Annotated in this window: 17 protein-coding genes; 10 read left to right on the top strand and 7 right to left on the bottom strand. The window is 71.2% G+C overall.

The window, feature by feature from the left end; translation table 11 throughout:
• The first annotated feature begins 48 nt into the window (after window positions 1-48).
• The gene (locus O7631_RS20120; RefSeq protein WP_278145640.1) at window positions 49-624 is read left to right on the top strand and encodes a MarR family winged helix-turn-helix transcriptional regulator; all 576 of its coding nucleotides are present in this window, start codon (window positions 49-51) and stop codon (window positions 622-624) included.
• 65 nt (window positions 625-689) lie between these two features.
• Here the strand turns inward: O7631_RS20120 and O7631_RS20115 are convergent, their stop codons facing one another.
• Window positions 690-2,201 carry a phosphoesterase gene (locus tag O7631_RS20115; protein ID WP_278145639.1) on the bottom strand — a complete coding sequence of 504 codons (1,512 nt, stop codon included), beginning with the start codon at window positions 2,199-2,201 and terminating at the stop codon, window positions 690-692.
• A gap of 125 nt (window positions 2,202-2,326) precedes the next feature.
• Window positions 2,327-2,986 carry a hypothetical protein gene (locus O7631_RS20110; protein WP_269678471.1) on the bottom strand — a complete coding sequence of 220 codons (660 nt, stop codon included), beginning with the start codon at window positions 2,984-2,986 and terminating at the stop codon, window positions 2,327-2,329.
• 433 nt (window positions 2,987-3,419) lie between these two features.
• Between O7631_RS20110 and O7631_RS20105 the strand changes: the two genes are divergently transcribed.
• Both O7631_RS20105 and O7631_RS20100 read left to right on the top strand, forming a co-directional pair.
• On the top strand, window positions 3,420-4,382 hold the full coding sequence (locus O7631_RS20105) for a helix-turn-helix transcriptional regulator (protein ID WP_278145638.1): 963 nt from the start codon (window positions 3,420-3,422) through the stop codon (window positions 4,380-4,382).
• Window positions 4,383-4,428: 46 nt separating this feature from the next.
• The gene (locus O7631_RS20100; protein WP_278145637.1) at window positions 4,429-5,082 is read left to right on the top strand and encodes a DUF6624 domain-containing protein; all 654 of its coding nucleotides are present in this window, start codon (window positions 4,429-4,431) and stop codon (window positions 5,080-5,082) included.
• A 161-nt stretch (window positions 5,083-5,243) separates the two neighbouring features.
• Here the strand turns inward: O7631_RS20100 and O7631_RS20095 are convergent, their stop codons facing one another.
• Window positions 5,244-5,645, bottom strand: a complete 402-nt coding sequence (locus O7631_RS20095; protein ID WP_278147977.1) for a helix-turn-helix domain-containing protein — start codon at window positions 5,643-5,645, stop codon at window positions 5,244-5,246.
• A gap of 96 nt (window positions 5,646-5,741) precedes the next feature.
• Here O7631_RS20095 and O7631_RS20090 point away from each other — a divergent pair, with 96 nt between their 5' ends.
• On the top strand, window positions 5,742-6,599 hold the full coding sequence (locus tag O7631_RS20090) for an SDR family oxidoreductase (RefSeq protein ID WP_278145636.1): 858 nt from the start codon (window positions 5,742-5,744) through the stop codon (window positions 6,597-6,599).
• 113 nt (window positions 6,600-6,712) lie between these two features.
• Here O7631_RS20090 and O7631_RS20085 read toward each other — a convergent pair whose 3' ends face one another.
• Window positions 6,713-7,402 (bottom strand): helix-turn-helix domain-containing protein, encoded by a 690-nt coding sequence (locus O7631_RS20085; RefSeq protein WP_278145635.1) that lies wholly within the window; start codon window positions 7,400-7,402, stop codon window positions 6,713-6,715.
• A 64-nt stretch (window positions 7,403-7,466) separates the two neighbouring features.
• Between O7631_RS20085 and O7631_RS20080 the strand changes: the two genes are divergently transcribed.
• From O7631_RS20080 to O7631_RS20060, 5 genes are all read left to right on the top strand, one after another.
• Complete coding sequence (locus tag O7631_RS20080; RefSeq protein ID WP_278145634.1) at window positions 7,467-8,300, top strand: alpha/beta fold hydrolase; 834 nt, start codon at window positions 7,467-7,469, stop codon at window positions 8,298-8,300.
• 140 nt (window positions 8,301-8,440) lie between these two features.
• Window positions 8,441-9,388: an ion transporter gene (locus tag O7631_RS20075; RefSeq protein WP_278145633.1), complete on the top strand. Its 948-nt coding sequence runs from the start codon at window positions 8,441-8,443 to the stop codon at window positions 9,386-9,388.
• Between the two features lie 77 nt (window positions 9,389-9,465).
• Window positions 9,466-10,635 (top strand): acyl-CoA dehydrogenase family protein, encoded by a 1,170-nt coding sequence (locus O7631_RS20070; protein WP_278145631.1) that lies wholly within the window; start codon window positions 9,466-9,468, stop codon window positions 10,633-10,635.
• Window positions 10,635-11,480 (top strand): PhnD/SsuA/transferrin family substrate-binding protein, encoded by an 846-nt coding sequence (locus O7631_RS20065; protein WP_278145630.1) that lies wholly within the window; start codon window positions 10,635-10,637, stop codon window positions 11,478-11,480. Before O7631_RS20070 ends, O7631_RS20065 begins: the two co-directional genes overlap by 1 nt.
• Window positions 11,477-12,688: a ferritin-like domain-containing protein gene (locus tag O7631_RS20060; protein ID WP_278145628.1), complete on the top strand. Its 1,212-nt coding sequence runs from the start codon at window positions 11,477-11,479 to the stop codon at window positions 12,686-12,688. Before O7631_RS20065 ends, O7631_RS20060 begins: the two co-directional genes overlap by 4 nt.
• 49 nt (window positions 12,689-12,737) lie before the next feature.
• Here the strand turns inward: O7631_RS20060 and O7631_RS20055 are convergent, their stop codons facing one another.
• Window positions 12,738-13,088, bottom strand: coding sequence for a DUF1330 domain-containing protein (locus O7631_RS20055; RefSeq protein WP_145782850.1), 351 nt, complete (start codon window positions 13,086-13,088; stop codon window positions 12,738-12,740).
• Window positions 13,089-13,212: 124 nt separating this feature from the next.
• Window positions 13,213-13,803: a TetR/AcrR family transcriptional regulator gene (locus O7631_RS20050; protein ID WP_278145627.1), complete on the bottom strand. Its 591-nt coding sequence runs from the start codon at window positions 13,801-13,803 to the stop codon at window positions 13,213-13,215.
• Window positions 13,804-13,918: 115 nt separating this feature from the next.
• Between O7631_RS20050 and O7631_RS20045 the strand changes: the two genes are divergently transcribed.
• Window positions 13,919-14,272, top strand: a complete 354-nt coding sequence (locus tag O7631_RS20045) for a TraR/DksA C4-type zinc finger protein (protein ID WP_278145626.1) — start codon at window positions 13,919-13,921, stop codon at window positions 14,270-14,272.
• A gap of 14 nt (window positions 14,273-14,286) precedes the next feature.
• Here O7631_RS20045 and O7631_RS20040 read toward each other — a convergent pair whose 3' ends face one another.
• Window positions 14,287-14,784 (bottom strand): GNAT family N-acetyltransferase, encoded by a 498-nt coding sequence (locus O7631_RS20040; RefSeq protein ID WP_278145625.1) that lies wholly within the window; start codon window positions 14,782-14,784, stop codon window positions 14,287-14,289.
• Window positions 14,785-14,838 lie beyond the last annotated feature (54 nt).

Below are 14,838 nucleotides of genomic sequence, written 5' to 3'. Positions count from 1 at the left end.
GAACATCTTCTGCCAACAAGGTCTGCGTCACTGCGCTATTGTCGAGTCATGACGGGTGCCACAGACCGGCCGGAAAGGCCCGATCCGCTCGACGACGACCTGGGCTGGATGCTCGGGATCGTCTTCCGTGGCTACGTCCGGGCAGCCGACCACGCGCTCACCGACTTCCCCGGCGGCCCACGCGGCTACCAGGTGCTCACCGCCGCGATCAACGGCCCAGCCCGCAACCAGGGGGCGATCGCCGAGGAACTCGGCCTCGACCGCACCGTCCTGACGTACCTCATCGACGACCTGGAACGGCCCGGGTTCGTCGCGCGTCGGGCGGACCCGGCAGATCGACGCAACCGGTTGATCGACGTCACCGACGCCGGCCGCGCGGCCTGGGAGAAGCGGCGCTCCGCGCTACGGCAGGTCGAGTCGCACCTGCTGGGTGCGCTCACGCCGGCCGACGCGGCGACGCTGCGGGCACTGCTGCAACGGGTCGCCTGCTCGGCCCAGGCGGCGGACCCGCTGCGCGACCTGTGCGAGGTGGTGGCGCAGGTGCAGCCGACGACGGACCGGCCTGACGCCGCCTCCGGCCGGGTCAGGCCGACTCCGACCCCCCGAGCCCGCCGCCGCGCCTGACACCCGTCGGGTACGGGTGGGTGCCGCTCGACTGTCGTACGTCGAGCGGCACCGCTACCGGGTCCTCAGCGGACGTGCACGAACACCGGGTTCGAGTAGAACCACAGGTCGTCCCACGGGCTCTCCAGCCCGTCGGCGAGCGGCTCGGCCTCGTCCGTGCTGGTGCCGCGAACCCGCGCGTAGGTGTCGGCCTCGACGTTGCGCAGGGTGTGCCGGATGACGTAGCTGTCGCCGTGCCGACGCCAGTCCCGCGGGCCGAACCGGGCCGCCACAGTGGTGGTGGGGTTGGTGTCGGCGTCCAGGCTGGCGCTCGGGCCGGTGATCTGGCCGACGATCAGGTCGACCCGGCGGACCTCGGGGCGGTCCCCGTTCGCGTTCACGCCGCCCAGCGGACGGAAGGTGATCTCGATCTCGACGTCGGTACGGCTCCGACGGCTGACCGTGATGGTCTGTCCCACCTCGGCGGTCTTGCCCTGGGACGTGGCGGTGACGTCGAGGCTGCGGATCAGGTCACCGGTGGTGACCCAGATCCGGCCGTTACGCAGACCGTCCATGATGTCGCCGTAGTCCTGACGGGCGTGCACGTACGTCTTGCTGTACTCGCCCGGCCAGAAGTCGGAGCCACCACGGGTCCAGTGCACGTGCGAGTCCGACGTCGCGGTGATCCACCAGCGCCGGCCCTCGCCGAGCAGCGAATCCCACAGCCCGCCGACCCGCGCGGTCATCTGGTCGAAGCCGCCGTAGGTCGGGTGGTTGCCGTACCCGCCGCGCTTGCCGCCGTTGAGAGGGCCGGCCTGGTGGCCGGGCGCGCCCTCGAAGCCGATGTAGACGTCCGGCGCGGCGTTGTTGCCGTTGCGGAACTCGCGCGGGGTGTCCTGGCCGTAGACGCCCAGACCGGGTGCCGACCGGGACGCGTGGTGGGCGATCACCAGCGGCTTGTGCGGCATGCCCCTGGCCACCTTGAGGAACTCGACCATCTTCGCCTCGGTGTCCCGGGCCGAATCGGTGGGGAACGCGTCGTACTTGGCGAACCGGCTCTCCAGCTCGAAGAGCTGCTTCGCCTCGTCGTCGTGGCGCGGGATCATCAGCGTGTGGTGGTCCAGCGACGGTGCGTCGAACTCCATTCCCCAGAACTGGAGCACCTCGGGGACCAGCTTGCGCGACCGGAGCAGGTCCGGGTACGCCTGCTCGATGTTCACCTTTGAGTGGGTCGGTCCGCCGTGGTCGGTGCACATCGCCCAGGTCAGACCGAAGTTCTTCGCCATGATGGCGTTGGTGACGATCGGGTAGACCGCGTCCGCGCCCTTGTGGAAGACGATCGGTGACTTCGTGGTGTCGAACTCGCCGCTGTACTCGGAGTGGATGTGGTGATCGCCGGCACGCCACGCCCGGTTCTTGGTGTTGCCCCGGCCGTCCTTGTCGTCGTCTCCCGGCCTGCGGTCCTCGTCGGCCCACGCCGCGCTGGCACCGACCAGAGGGCTGGCCGCAGCCAGTGTCGCGCCGACGCCCGCGTACTTGACCAGCTTGCGCCGTGACAACTGCGCCTGCTCGGTCTCTTCGGCTTGCTTGTCTCTCACGTGAGAGCCTCTCCTCGATCAAGCGATTGCTCTTTCGATCAAGGAGCCTTGAAGAGCGGGGTTAACGCCCGCCGTACGGGATCCGTGTCCACGATGAACACAGTGCCCAGTCGGGGTGCCAGCCATCAGATCCGGGCGCGGGGCAGCCAGCCGAGGAACCGGTGCCGCACCCGGGGCAGCGGCAGCGTGGGCAGGTCCTGGGCTGCGGCGACGAGGCAGGAGCCGAGGTAGACCGCGAGGGCGGCGCGCGCTCCACCGAACTCGGCGAGCAGTTGGCTCTGCTTCGTGGCGCAGGGCCACTCCCGACCACATCCGGTGCAGGTCCAGCTCGGCGGGCTGGGAAGGTGCTCCGGCAGTTTCACCCGGCGGTACCGGCCGACGACGCTGTTGTCCGAACGCACGTCGCGTCGCCGCGGCGCGGGGCCCGCGTTCCGGTGCGTCGGGCGGGCAGCGGGAAGGTAGCGCCCGACGGTGCCGAGGAGCACTCCGACGCGGATGAGCGCGTCCGGCCCGACGTGCTGGGCCAGCAACGCGGTCATCAGGTAGTGCCCCAGCAGGTCGAAGGCGTCGCGGTGGAGACGCAGTTCGCGGCACAGGTCGACGAAGTCCGGCGTGGTCAGGGGCACCCGGTCGTCGAGCGCGCGGCGCAGCACCTCGCGCAGAGCACCGCCGAGTCGCTGTACCGCGTCGCCCTCGCCCAGTCCCAGGCTGTCCTCGTCGGCAACCCGGGCCAGCGCTTCGGCCACCGCCAGTCGAACGACGCGTTCAGGGTCAGTACTGTCCAACGCTCATCCCTCCGTGGGCCGATCCGCGGGCGGTGGCCCCTTCGCCTGGCCACCGCCCGAGGTGATCGTGAATAACATTTCGTTGTCGGCCGCGCGGGTGGCTAGGACAGCAGGCGCAGAACGACGTCAGGCGTTAGTCGGAAAGCGAAGTCGGCCTGCCGACACGCGGCAGCGATTGGCGGGACGCCGCAGCCGCAGTTGTCGTATGGTGATATTCCCATCGACAGATATTGCGCCCCACCACCGCCCTGCGGTCTGGACATTTCCGACTCCCCCCGACCGGTCGCTGCCGTCCCGCTCGCGACGTCCCATCCACCGCACCGCCGGCCACGACGTGCCGGGTCACCGCCGAACACCCCCGGCACGTCCCGATCGCGCCGCCGGCACCGTTTCGTCCACCGGCGGCACCCGCACCGGACGGAGGCAGCAGCGGATGACGTCAACACCAGTGCGCGCACACCAGTTCGACAGCCACGACCCGGTGGCCATCCACCAGTTCCTGTCCGCGACGTACGACCCGAAACTGCGCGTCCAGAGCAGGAACGCCTACCAACTCAGCCACAACCGCGTCGACGCCGGTCCGTTCGCGATCGCGACCATGCACCAGAACGGGCATCTGGACATCGACGCCAGCACACTCCGCGGTCTGGTCGTCGGCCGCACCCGAACCGCGCGGGTCGATCGCGCCTGCCACGGACCGGCCGACCATTTCGGGCCCGGCGACGTCTTCCTCGTCACCAGGCCGGAGGAGCCGTGCCGCGTCCAGTGGCACCCCGGCGAGGTGGAACTCTGCGTGCTGGACCTGTCGGTCCTGGCGCAGGTGGCCACCACTGCGCCGACCCGGCGGCCCGGTCCGATCCGATTCACCGACCTGGGCCCCGCCAGCGCGGCACTCGCCCGCCAGTGGCGCAACACCACCAGCTTCGTCAGTGGCGTGGTGCTGAACAATCCGGCCGCCGGAACGCAACCGCTGGTGATCGGCAACGCCGCGCGCATGCTCGCCGCGGCGGCGCTCACCGTCTTTCCCAACACTGCCTTCACCGAACCCACCATCGGTGACCGGCACGACGCCAGCACCACCACGCTGCGGCGGGCCATCACCTTCCTGGAGGAGCACGCCCACCAGGACATCAGCGCCGCCGACATCGCCGCCGCGGCCCGGGTCTCCCTGCGGGCGGTGCAACTCGCCTTCCGCCGCCACCTCGGCACCACGCCGACGGCGTACCTACGGCGAATCCGCCTCGACCGGGCACACCACGACCTGGTGCGGGCCGATCCCCACCGGGAGACCGTCTCGGCGATCGCCAGTCGGTGGGGCTTCGCCAGCCACAGCAGGTTCACGGCCCGCTACCACGCGAGCTACGGCGTACCGCCGCGAGAGACGCTGCACGCCTGAGGGCTGGACCTTGTGAGCCGACCAGAGCCGGACGACAATCGTCGATGTGAGGGTTCCCACGCAGGTTGCCTTGCCGCTGGTCACACTGATGACCCTCGCCGCCTGCAGTAGTTCGTCCGACCCGACCGTCGACCCGTCGACCGATGCGCCGACGGCACCCACCAGCGCAGGCCCGTCCGCGGCCGTCCGCTCCCCTGCGGCCTTCGACAAGGCGCTGCACGACGAGTTGGTCGCGATGCTGGACCGTGACCAGGCCGATCGTGGGGGCACGCCACAGACCGAGTCCGACCAGGTCCGCACCGCACGGTTGAAGGACATCATCAGCACCCACGGCTGGCCGACCTTCGCGCTGGTCGGCGAGGACGGCGCCAACGCCGCGTGGGCCATCGCCCAACACTCCGATCTGGACCCGGCCTTCCAACAGGAGGCCCTGGGCCTGCTACGCGCGGCGGTCGCCAGCCGCCAGGCGTCGCCGGGCAACCTGGCCTATCTCGAAGACCGGGTCGCGGTGGGCAAGGGCGAGCCCCAGGTGTACGGCACACAGGTCCGCTGCGGTCCGGACGGCCCCTCCCCGACGACTCCGATCAGGGACGAGCCGGGTGTCGAGCGGCGTCGGGCCGAGGCGGGTCTGCCCACCCTGGCCAGCTACCTGGCCGAGATGACCACGATCTGCGCGCAGGACAACCAGGGCACGCCCTAGGGCCTGTTTCATAAGGGCGGTCGAGCCGAGGCGGAGTCCGGGCGGCGATCCGGCAAGGCGCGGTTTCGTCCGGATACCGGTGTTGTATCCGGATGAAACCGCAACGCCGCCGGGCGTCGTCCGGGCCCGCCGCAGGCCGGCCAGTTCTTATGAAACAGGCCCTAGGTCTGGCTCCGGTCGCGCTCGCGGGTGTCGCGGGCGGCCTGCACCTCAGGCACCGAGGCCTCCAGCAGGTCGGCGAGCCCGCGTAGCTGGTCGGCGACCCGGGCGCCGAGGGGCGTCAGCGAGTATTCGACGCGGGGCGGGATCGCGGTGAGCACCTCGCGGGTCAGCATTCCGTCGCGTTCGAGTGTTTGCAGGGTCTGGGAGAGCATCCGCTCGCTGACCCCGTCGATCCGGCGGCGCAGGGCGTTGAACCGGTAGCGACCCTCGCCGAGCGCCAACAGCGCCAGCGAGGCCCACTTCGAGGTCACGTCCTCGAAGGCCGCCCGGGAGGTGCACCCTCGGGCGAAGACATCGCTGACGAATTCCTGGGTAGGCCCCGCCGGGTCCTGGGCGGGCATGTCGTTCACCTCACCAGCCTACCTCACGGTTACTTGATGATAGTGCTGTAGATTCGTAAGTGCATGCAGATTCGACACCATTCTTCGGAGGTTCCCATGCCCACCTATGCCGTGACCGGCGCGACCGGTCGCCTGGGCCGCCTCGTGGTCGGGCAGCTGCTCGACAGCGGCATACCGGCCGCCGAGATCGCCGCTGTCGTCCGCAGCCCGGAGAAGGCCGCCGACCTGGCCGCGCGCGGGGTCGAGATCCGCCAGGCCAACTACGACGACCCGTCGACACTGCCCGGCGCCCTTGCCGGCGTCCGCCGGCTGCTGCTCATCTCCGGCGACACCCCCGGTCAGCGCGTCCCGCAGCACACCGCGGTCATCGACGCCGCCAAGCTCGCCGGGGTCGAGCGGCTGGTCTACACCAGCATCCTGAAGGCGGACACCACCACGAACCCGCTCGCCCCGGAGCACAAGGCCACCGAGGAGGTTCTCGCCGCGTCCGGCCTGACCCACACCGTGCTGCGCAACGGCTGGTACACCGAGAACTACACCGACCAGCTGCCGCAGTACCTGGGGTCCGGCACCATCCTCGGCGCCACCGGCGGCAGCAAGATCTCCGCCGCGACCCGGGCCGACTACGCGGCGGCGGCCGTGGCGGCGCTGACCCGCGAGGAGGACGGCAACGCCGTCTACGAGCTGGGCGGCACCCCGTTCACCTTTGACGAGCTGGCGGAGGCCGTCACCGAGGTGACCGGCACCCCGGTCGTCCACCGGGACCTGTCCGCCGCCGAGCTGGCCTCGGCCCTAGAGAACGTCGGCCTCGACGCCGGCACGGCCGGATTCGTCGCCGCGCTCGACCACTCGATCGCCATCGGCGAACTGGTGACCGACAGTGACGACCTCAGCCGGCTGATCGGGCGGCCGAGCACCCCGCTGCGTGACGCCATCCGGGCCGCGCAGGCCTGACCTGATCGTCGTCCACGCTGAAGCCGGGCGGGCGGTGGGCAGACGCCCGCCGCCCGCCCGGACCTACCCGCCCTCGTCGTAAGCCGACTGGCACCGCCGGTACGCCGATCAGGTCAGCCAGCCTCGGTCGACCCGGGGAGCAGCAGGCCGGTCAGCAGACCGCGCAGGGTCCGCTCGACGAGGTCGGCCCGCGGCGCCGGCTCGGAGGGCTGGCGGAACGCCGCGACCAGGTGCGGGTACGCCGTGAGGTCGGCCCCGGCGAGGCTGAACGCCCCGGCGGCGGGCTCGCGACGGGCGAAGAGGCTCACCACGCCGGTCATCATCGCGATGGCCTCGAACTTGGCCGCGACGGGGCAGCGTACGGGCTCCAGGACCCGGATGCAGTTGTCGAACCAGGCCAGGCTCTCCGGGCCGACCCCGGATGGCCGGTGGATCACGTCGCGCAGCCACGGATGCGCGCCGAACAGGGCCAGCTGTCGACGTCCCAGCAGCACCATCGTGTCCAACCAGCCGCCGTCCGCCTGTGGGTACGGGCGCAACTCCCCCACCGCCCGGTCGGTCATCAGGTCGAGCAGGTCGTCGCGGGACGACAGGTACCGGTAGAGGGATCCGGCCCCCGTGCCGAGCGCACCGGCCACGGCGCGCATCGACACCGCCGCCAACCCTTCGGCGTCGGCCAGGGTGATGGCGGCCGCGACGATGGCGTCCCGACTGTGCGCCGGGGTGGGTCCACGGGTGCCGCGTTCCGGCCTGCTCCAGATCGACTGCCGGTCGGGGCCGGCACTGGCGGGTGCGTCGCTCACCGATCTACTGTAAACTGCAAACGTCGTTCGCAGTTGTGGTCGGTGGCGGAAGGATGGGCCAACCATGGAGCAGGTCAGGGCACGGGACGGCGCGACGATCGTGCTGCGTTCCACGGGGGTGGGGCCGGGGATCGTCGTGGTGCACGGCGGCGGCACGACAATCGACGTCTACCGACGGCTGGCGCGGGCCCTCGCCGACCGGTTCACCGTGCACCTCTACAACCGACGCGGGCGGGCCGACGCGCCGCCGAGGTCGATGCCCTACACCGCCGACCAGGAGGCCGACGACCTCGCCGCCGTCCTGGAGCACACCGGCTCGGGCAACGTCATCGGCCACAGCAGTGGAGGCTTCCTGGCGCTCGAAGCCGCACTCCGACTGCCGATCGACCGTCTCGCCCTCTACGACGCCGCGATCTCGGTCGACGGCAGCTTCCCGTCGGCGTGGCTGCCGTCCGCGCGGGCGGCGGCGGAGGCTGGTGACATCCCCCGGGCTCTCGCGATCACGAGCGCGGGGATCAACCCTCACATGGCGGCGGGGAAGCTCCCGCTCGGCGTCCGGGTCGCGATCATCCGCGCCTTCCTGCGTACGTCGATCGGCCGGACCATGGGCGATCTGCTGCCGACCACACTGGAGGAGACGGCCCTGATCCTGGCGCACGACGCCCCGGCCACCCGGTGGGCCGGAGTGAGCGCCGAGGTGCTGCTGGCCTGCGGTGCCGACGGTCCGCCGTACTACGTGGACCAGAACGCCGCGCTGGCCCGCGCGCTGCCGCACGCCCGGACGCTGACGATTCCGCGCAGCGGCCACGACGCCATCAACCGGGCGCACCCGAGGATCGTCGACCCGCTCGCCGAGTTCTTCGGAGCGCCGGTGACGCCGGAGCGGGCGCGTCACTGACGAGCGGCGCACGATCGGGCACCGTCATTGATCTTGGCTAGGCTGGTGGACATGCCCGCACACCAGCCGCACCGCCATGACGACGGCCGGAGGTGGGCCCCCGCCACCGCCCCGGCGCGCCCGATCGAACCGGCCGGTCGGTGAGCGACGCACCCGTGCCCGCCCAGCGAGGCGGGCCGGCCACAGCCCCACCTGACCGAACCGCTTGGGCCGCCCGCTGCGCGCGGCTCTCCCGGTCGCGGCCCTTCGAGATCGCCATCGTCGTGGTCATCCTCGCCAACGGGATCGTGCTGGGCCTGGAGACGTACGACGACCTCAGCCCGGCGGGCACGGCGCTGCACTGGTTGGAGTTGTTCTTCCGCGCCGTCTTCGTCGTCGAGATCGGCATCCGACTCGCCGCGTACGGCAGGCGTCCGCAGGACTTCTTCCGGCACGCCTGGAACGTCTTCGACTTCGTGGTGATCGCCGCCATGTTCATACCGGGCCTGCACGGCGACCCGGCACTGCTGCGGGTCGTCCGGGTCGCCCGCATGGTGCGGCTGGTGCGGTTCTCGCCGGGTCTGCGGACCATCGTCTCCGCGCTGTGGCGCAGCCTGCCCGGCGTCACCGGCTTCCTCGCCCTGGCGGTGGTGACGCTCTACGTGTACGGGATGGCCGGCTGGTTGATCTTCGGTAGCAGGTATCCGGAGGAGTACGGCGACATCGGCCGGTCGTTGCTGACGTTGTTCGTGCTGCTGTCGCTGGAGACGCTGCCGGACCTCATCGAGCAGGGCATGGCCATCTCACCGTGGACGCTGCTGTACTACGTCAGCTACGTCGTCATCACCGTCAACCTGCTGCTCAACATCCTCATCGCCGTCATCGTCAACTCGATGGAGGAGGCACGCCGGTTGGAGATGACCGAGCGGCTGGCCCCCGACTACGACGAGGACGGCGACGGCGTACCGGACGAGGTGGACCGCATCGCGCTGACCCAACGGCTGGACGACCTGCGGGCGGTCATCGCCGAGTTGGAACGGGAGTTGCGGATCGACCGGGAGGACGGGCACGGCCGGCCGTACCGGGACGGCACCCGCGCCAGACGGTGATCCGACACTCGCGCCGCGTACTGCGGTTCGGATAGTGTCGGCGGCGGTCCCACCGCTTCGGCCGAAGGGGCACCAACATGACGTCCACTGTCGACAGTGCTCGATCCACCAGCGACGTCGCCGACACCCTCGGCGCCGTCATCGACGAGGTGATCCGGCCGCAGGCGCCGTCGGTCGACCGGGAGGGCGTCTTCCCCCGGTCGGGTGTCGACGCTCTCGCCGCAGCCGGCCTGCTCGGTCTGGCCTCCTCCACCGAGGTCGGTGGCGGCGGCCACGGCATGCGGACCGTCGCCGAGGTCGTCGAGCGGCTGGCCGCCGAGTGCGGCTCCACAGCGATGGTGGTGCTCATGCACTACGCGGCGACCGCCGTGATCGAGGCGCACGGCCCGCGCGAGGTCCGCGCGGCCATCGCGACCGGCGGCCACCTCACCACCCTGGCCTTCTCCGAGTACGGGTCACGCAGCCACTTCTGGTCGCCGACCGGCACCGCGACCGTCACCGACGACGGCAGCGTCCGCCTCGACGCCCGCAAGAGCTGGGTCACCTCGGCCGGCGAGGCCACCAGCTACGTCTGGTCGAGCCTCCCGCTGTCCGGCGACGCCGGCCCGATGACGCTGTGGCTCGTGCCGGCCGACAGTGCCGGCCTCACCGTGACCGGGAGCTTCGACGGGCTCGGCCTGCGCGGCAACGGTTCCCGGCCGATGACCGCCGACGGGCTGCGGGTCCCGTCGACGGCGATGATGGCTGCCGACGGGGCGGGGCTCGACACCGCGCTCGGCGCGGTCCTGCCCTGGTTCCTGGTGCTCAACGCCGCGTTCTGTCTCGGCCTCGCCGACAGCGCGGTCGCCGAGGCGGGCCGGCACCTCACCGCGACCACGCTCACCCACACCGGCGCCGCCCTGCGCGATGCGCCGGTCACCCGCCGGGACCTCGCCCGACTGATGATCCGCACCGATGCTCTGCGCGCCTTCCTGGGTGACACCCTCACCGCACTGGAGACGGGCCGAGACGACGCGATGCTGCGCGTACTGCAGGTCAAGGCCCTCGCCGGGGAGACCGTCGCCGAGGTGACCGACGGCGCGATGCAGCTCTGCGGTGGCAGCGCGTTCCGCAAGGAGCTGGGCCTTGAGCGTCGCTTCCGCGACTCGCGTGCGGCCCGGGTGATGGCACCCACCTCCGACGCCCTGTACGACTTCGTCGGGCGGGTCGCCACCGGTCTGCCACTCCTCGACGAGGCGAATCGCTGATGTCGACGCCCGGCGTCCTGATGGGCGCGGTCGCGTACGACCCCAAGGTGGTGACCATCTGGGAGGGTTTCCGCTCCTGGCTGCGCGGCCGTGGCCTGGAGTTCGACTTCGTCCTCTACTCGCACTACGAGCGCCAGGTCGAGGACCTCGTCGCCGGGCGGATCGACGCGGCGTGGAACTCTCCCCTGGCCTGGCTACGCGCCGAACGACTGGCGACCGCCAACGGCACGAGGGTGCGCGCGTTGACGATGCGCGACACCGACCAGGACCTCACCTCGGTCATGGTGGTCCGGGCCGACTCGCCGGTGCGCAGCACCGCCGACCTGGAAGGGCTGACGGTCGCGGTCGGAGCGGTGGACAGCCCTCAGGCGACGTTGATTCCGCTGGGTCACCTCGCCGCGGCCGGGGTCGCTGTCGACGTACGTCGCTTCGATGTCGGCGTCGGCCTGCACGGCGACCACATCGGTGGTGAACGCGACGCCGCCCGTGCCCTGACGGCCGGTGAGGTCGACGCCGCCTGCATGATCGACGCCAACCACCTGGCGTTCGTCCGGGAGGGCACCCTGCCGCCCGACGGCACCCGGATCATCGCGCAGACCACACCGTACGACCACTGCAACATGACGGTCCGCGAACCGGAGTCCGCCGGGGTCCGGCTCTTCGGCACGCTGCTGCTCGGCATGTCGTACGCCGATCCGCAGGTGCGCCCGCTGCTCGACCTGGAGGGGCTGACGGCCTGGAAGGACGGCCGGACCACGGGGTACGACGCCCTGGCAAGCGCTGTCGATGCCACCGGTTTCTACTCCCCCGACGGGCGGGTGACGGCCACGGACTACCGGCCGTGAGCGCGACACCGGTCGCCAAGGTCGACCTCGGTGACCTCGGTTTCGGCCGGGGCGCGCACCTACTCGTGCAACGCGCCCTGGCCGGGCTCCCGCCCGGCGGCCGGTTGGCGGTCTACGGCCGCGACCCGGCGTTGCGCGTACACCTGCCCGCCTGGTGTCGTGGGCGGGGCCATCGGGTCGAATGGCCGGATCCGGGTGACCGCGCCGACCTGGTCGCGGTGGTGGTCCGGGGGTCGGCGGACGACGACCGTTGGTTCGGCGCGGAGCGGGCCGGGCCGGCCCTGCCGACGGCTCTCAGCGGTCGCCCGCCGGCGCGGTGGGGGCTGGGTGCCCGGGGCGCGCTGCTCGAATCCGGTGGTCCGGAGGCTCGATTCGATCTGGACGATCGTGACCTGGTGTGGGCCGACGTCGCTCCGCACCTCTACGCCCAGGCGGCGGCGCGGCAGTGGGACCCGCAGACCGCGGTGCCGTGGGACGACACGTTCGCGCTACCGGCCGACGTGGAGGCCGCTGTGGTGCAGGTGATGACCTACCTGGTCGAGAACGAGCAGGCAGCTCTCGTCGTGCCGGCCCGGTTCGTGGGGCGCATCCACCCGCACTTCCGGGAGGTGGTGCAACTCCTCGCCGTGCAGATGGCCGACGAGGCCCGACACATGGAGGTCTTCAGCCGGCGGGCGCTGCTGCGCGGCGGCGAAATGGGTACGTCGTCGGCCGGCGGCCGGCAGTCGCTCTTCACGCTCGTCGCGGAGTCCGACTTCGCGCTGGCCTCGTTCCTGCTCTCCGTGCTCGGGGAGGGCAGCTTCGTCGACCTGCTCTCGTTCCTGCACGAGAACGCGCCGGACCCGGTGACGCGCCGGATCTGCTGGCTCGCCATGCAGGACGAGCGCCGGCACGTCGTGTTCGGCATGGCCCACCTGGAGCATCAGGCACGGCTCGACCCGATGGTGCGCGACCGGCTGCGGGCGGCCATCCACCGTCGCCACGACGCGCTCGCCGACACCGCCGGCCTCAACGCGGACGTCTTCGACGCGCTGGTGGTGCTCGCCGCGGGTGGATGGCACCCCGACGACGTGGCCGCCGGCTTCGACCGGGTGCAGGCTCTGCACCAGGCGATGGACCAGGGCCGTCAGCGCCGGCTGGTACGCCTGGGTTTCCGGCCCGACGAGGCTGCCGCGCTGTCGGCCCTGCACACCCGTAACTTCATGTAGGCGCGGCCCCCGCGCACGACGTTTCGTCCGCGGGGGCCGGGGTCCGGCGTCATTGGCCGAGCAGGGTCCGGATCTGCTGCGCGTAGCCGGCCACCGTGAACTCCGGGCCGACCGAGTCCACCAGGATCAGGTCGTTGATGGTGTGTGCGGTGCGCAGCGACAGGATCGCCTGGTACTCGGGCGAGTTGTACCAGGCCTTCGCGGTCTCCGCGTCCGGGAACTCGATCAGCACGACGGAACCGGGCCAGGCGCCCTCGATGACCTGCACCTCGGCGTCGACGGCGAGCCACTTGGCGCCGTACGCCTCGGTGGTGGCCTGGACCTGCTCCAGGTACCGCAGGGACTCCTCGGTGGGCACGCCGCCGGGGATACGCAGGTGGTTGATCAGGTAGGTGCTCATGTCCGACTCCTCAGTGCGGTTGGTGGGGCCTGCCGGCCGAAGGCGTACGACCGGTCGTCTTGAAATGGGTAAGAGCCGAGGCTCGGGTACAACGCCCCTCGCCACAGTTGGTGATCGACAGGGATCAGGTGAGGATCCGCGTCGTGGTGATCGTGAAGAACTCCCGCAGGGCATCCTGGTTGCCGGAAGCCTTCGCCCGCGCTGCCGCCCCCTCGTAGCCGGAGACCACGAAGCCGGCGAGGTCGCGGGCCGGTTCGTCGCCGTGCAGCTCATCGGCGGCGCGCGCCTGTTCGATCGCCACGGTGAGAGCGGCGACCCACCGGCCGAAGCCGGCATCGACGGCGGCGCGTAGGACGTCACTGTGCGCGGGGATCTCGCTGGCGAAGTTGCCGAGCAGGCAGCCCCGGTCACCCATGGTGTCGCCGAGGCCGGTGATGTAGCGGAGGTGGTTGACGATCCGCTCGCGCGGCGTGCCGCCCTGCTTCTTGTCGAGCATCTCCAGCCCCATCGCCGCGGAGTATCTCGCCACCGAGTCGAGGGCGAGGTCCTCCTTGCTGGCGAAGTGGTTGTAGAAGGTGCCCTTGGGTGCTCCGGCGGCGGCGACGATGTCCTGGACGCTCGTGCCGTTGTAACCGCGCAGGTGGAACAGGTCCAACGCGGCGTCGGACAACCGTTGCCGCGTCCCGGCGGAGGCCGGCGACTTCGATCGTGCCATGGCGGGCTCCTTCCGCTGACGGTTCCGGCGTGCTGACACCGCAAACGATATGACCGGTCGTCTCGGAATGCAAAATACTGTGACCACTGTCATTCGGCAGTACCGTGGAACCGCCATGGACAGGAACTCCGCCGCGATCCGCGACGAACTTCTGCGGCTGCGCCAGCAGACCGAGGCGCAGGTCGCCGCCCTCGACGGCGACCTGCGCAGCCTCTTCGAAGCGTCCCGGGCGTCGAACGCCGACGACGAGCACGACCCCGAGGGCGCCACCATCGCCTTCGAACGCGCACAGCTCACCGCCGTCCTGGACGCCGCCCGCCGCCGCCTCGCGGAGCTGGACGTCGCGCTGCGACGGGTCGACGACGGCAGCTACGGGGTGTGTGAACGGTGCCGTCGTCCCATTCCCGCCGAGCGACTGGTCGCCCGCCCGTCGGCGCGCACCTGCGTGGCCTGCGCGAGCCGACGCTGACAGCTCCGGGCCGGTCAGGTGATGGTGGGGCTGCGCCGCTCCAGCAGGACCACGTCACGCCAGCGTCCGTGGTGACGACCAACCCGTTCGCGTACGCCGACGACACGGAACCCGGCCCGCTGATGGAGTGCCAGGCTGGCGGTGTTCTCCGGGAAGATTCCGGACTGGATCGTCCAGATGCCGGCTGCCTCGGTGGAGCTGGTCAGCGCGTCCAGTAGCAGTCGACCGGCACCACGGCCCTGGGCCGCCGGGTCCACGTAGACGGAGTGTTCGACCACACCGGCGTACACCTCCCGGGTGGAGGTCGGCGAGACCGCGACCCAGCCGAGGACCGCGCCGGTGCGGTCGACGGCCACGAAGCGGTGCGCGGTCAGGCGCGCGGCGTCGAACGCCGCCCAGGTCGGCGCGGTGACCTCGAAGCTGGCGTTGCCGGCGTCGAGGCCGGCCTGGTAGATCTCCAGGACCCGACCGGCGTCGCCGTCGGCCATGGGCCGCACGGTGATGTCGCTCATCTCTGGGCGCAGCGATGGGCGCTGGGCCGGCGGCCATCGCGGGGGTGCTGACGA

The organism is Micromonospora sp. WMMD967 (genome assembly GCF_029626165.1).
Lineage (GTDB): Bacteria > Actinomycetota > Actinomycetes > Mycobacteriales > Micromonosporaceae > Micromonospora > Micromonospora taraxaci.
This window is presented reverse-complemented; position numbering and strand designations above follow the sequence as displayed.

Coding starts and splice junctions, on each gene's coding strand:
- O7631_RS20040 (WP_278145625.1), bottom strand. CDS start 14,784: ATGAGCGACATCACCGTGCGGCCCATGGCCGACGGCGACGCCGGTCGG.
- O7631_RS20090 (WP_278145636.1), top strand. CDS start 5,742: ATGCCCACCTATGCCGTGACCGGCGCGACCGGTCGCCTGGGCCGCCTC.
- O7631_RS20055 (WP_145782850.1), bottom strand. CDS start 13,088: ATGAGCACCTACCTGATCAACCACCTGCGTATCCCCGGCGGCGTGCCC.
- O7631_RS20070 (WP_278145631.1), top strand. CDS start 9,466: ATGACGTCCACTGTCGACAGTGCTCGATCCACCAGCGACGTCGCCGAC.
- O7631_RS20050 (WP_278145627.1), bottom strand. CDS start 13,803: ATGGCACGATCGAAGTCGCCGGCCTCCGCCGGGACGCGGCAACGGTTG.
- O7631_RS20065 (WP_278145630.1), top strand. CDS start 10,635: ATGTCGACGCCCGGCGTCCTGATGGGCGCGGTCGCGTACGACCCCAAG.
- O7631_RS20045 (WP_278145626.1), top strand. CDS start 13,919: ATGGACAGGAACTCCGCCGCGATCCGCGACGAACTTCTGCGGCTGCGC.
- O7631_RS20080 (WP_278145634.1), top strand. CDS start 7,467: ATGGAGCAGGTCAGGGCACGGGACGGCGCGACGATCGTGCTGCGTTCC.
- O7631_RS20095 (WP_278147977.1), bottom strand. CDS start 5,645: ATGCCCGCCCAGGACCCGGCGGGGCCTACCCAGGAATTCGTCAGCGAT.
- O7631_RS20105 (WP_278145638.1), top strand. CDS start 3,420: ATGACGTCAACACCAGTGCGCGCACACCAGTTCGACAGCCACGACCCG.
- O7631_RS20120 (WP_278145640.1), top strand. CDS start 49: ATGACGGGTGCCACAGACCGGCCGGAAAGGCCCGATCCGCTCGACGAC.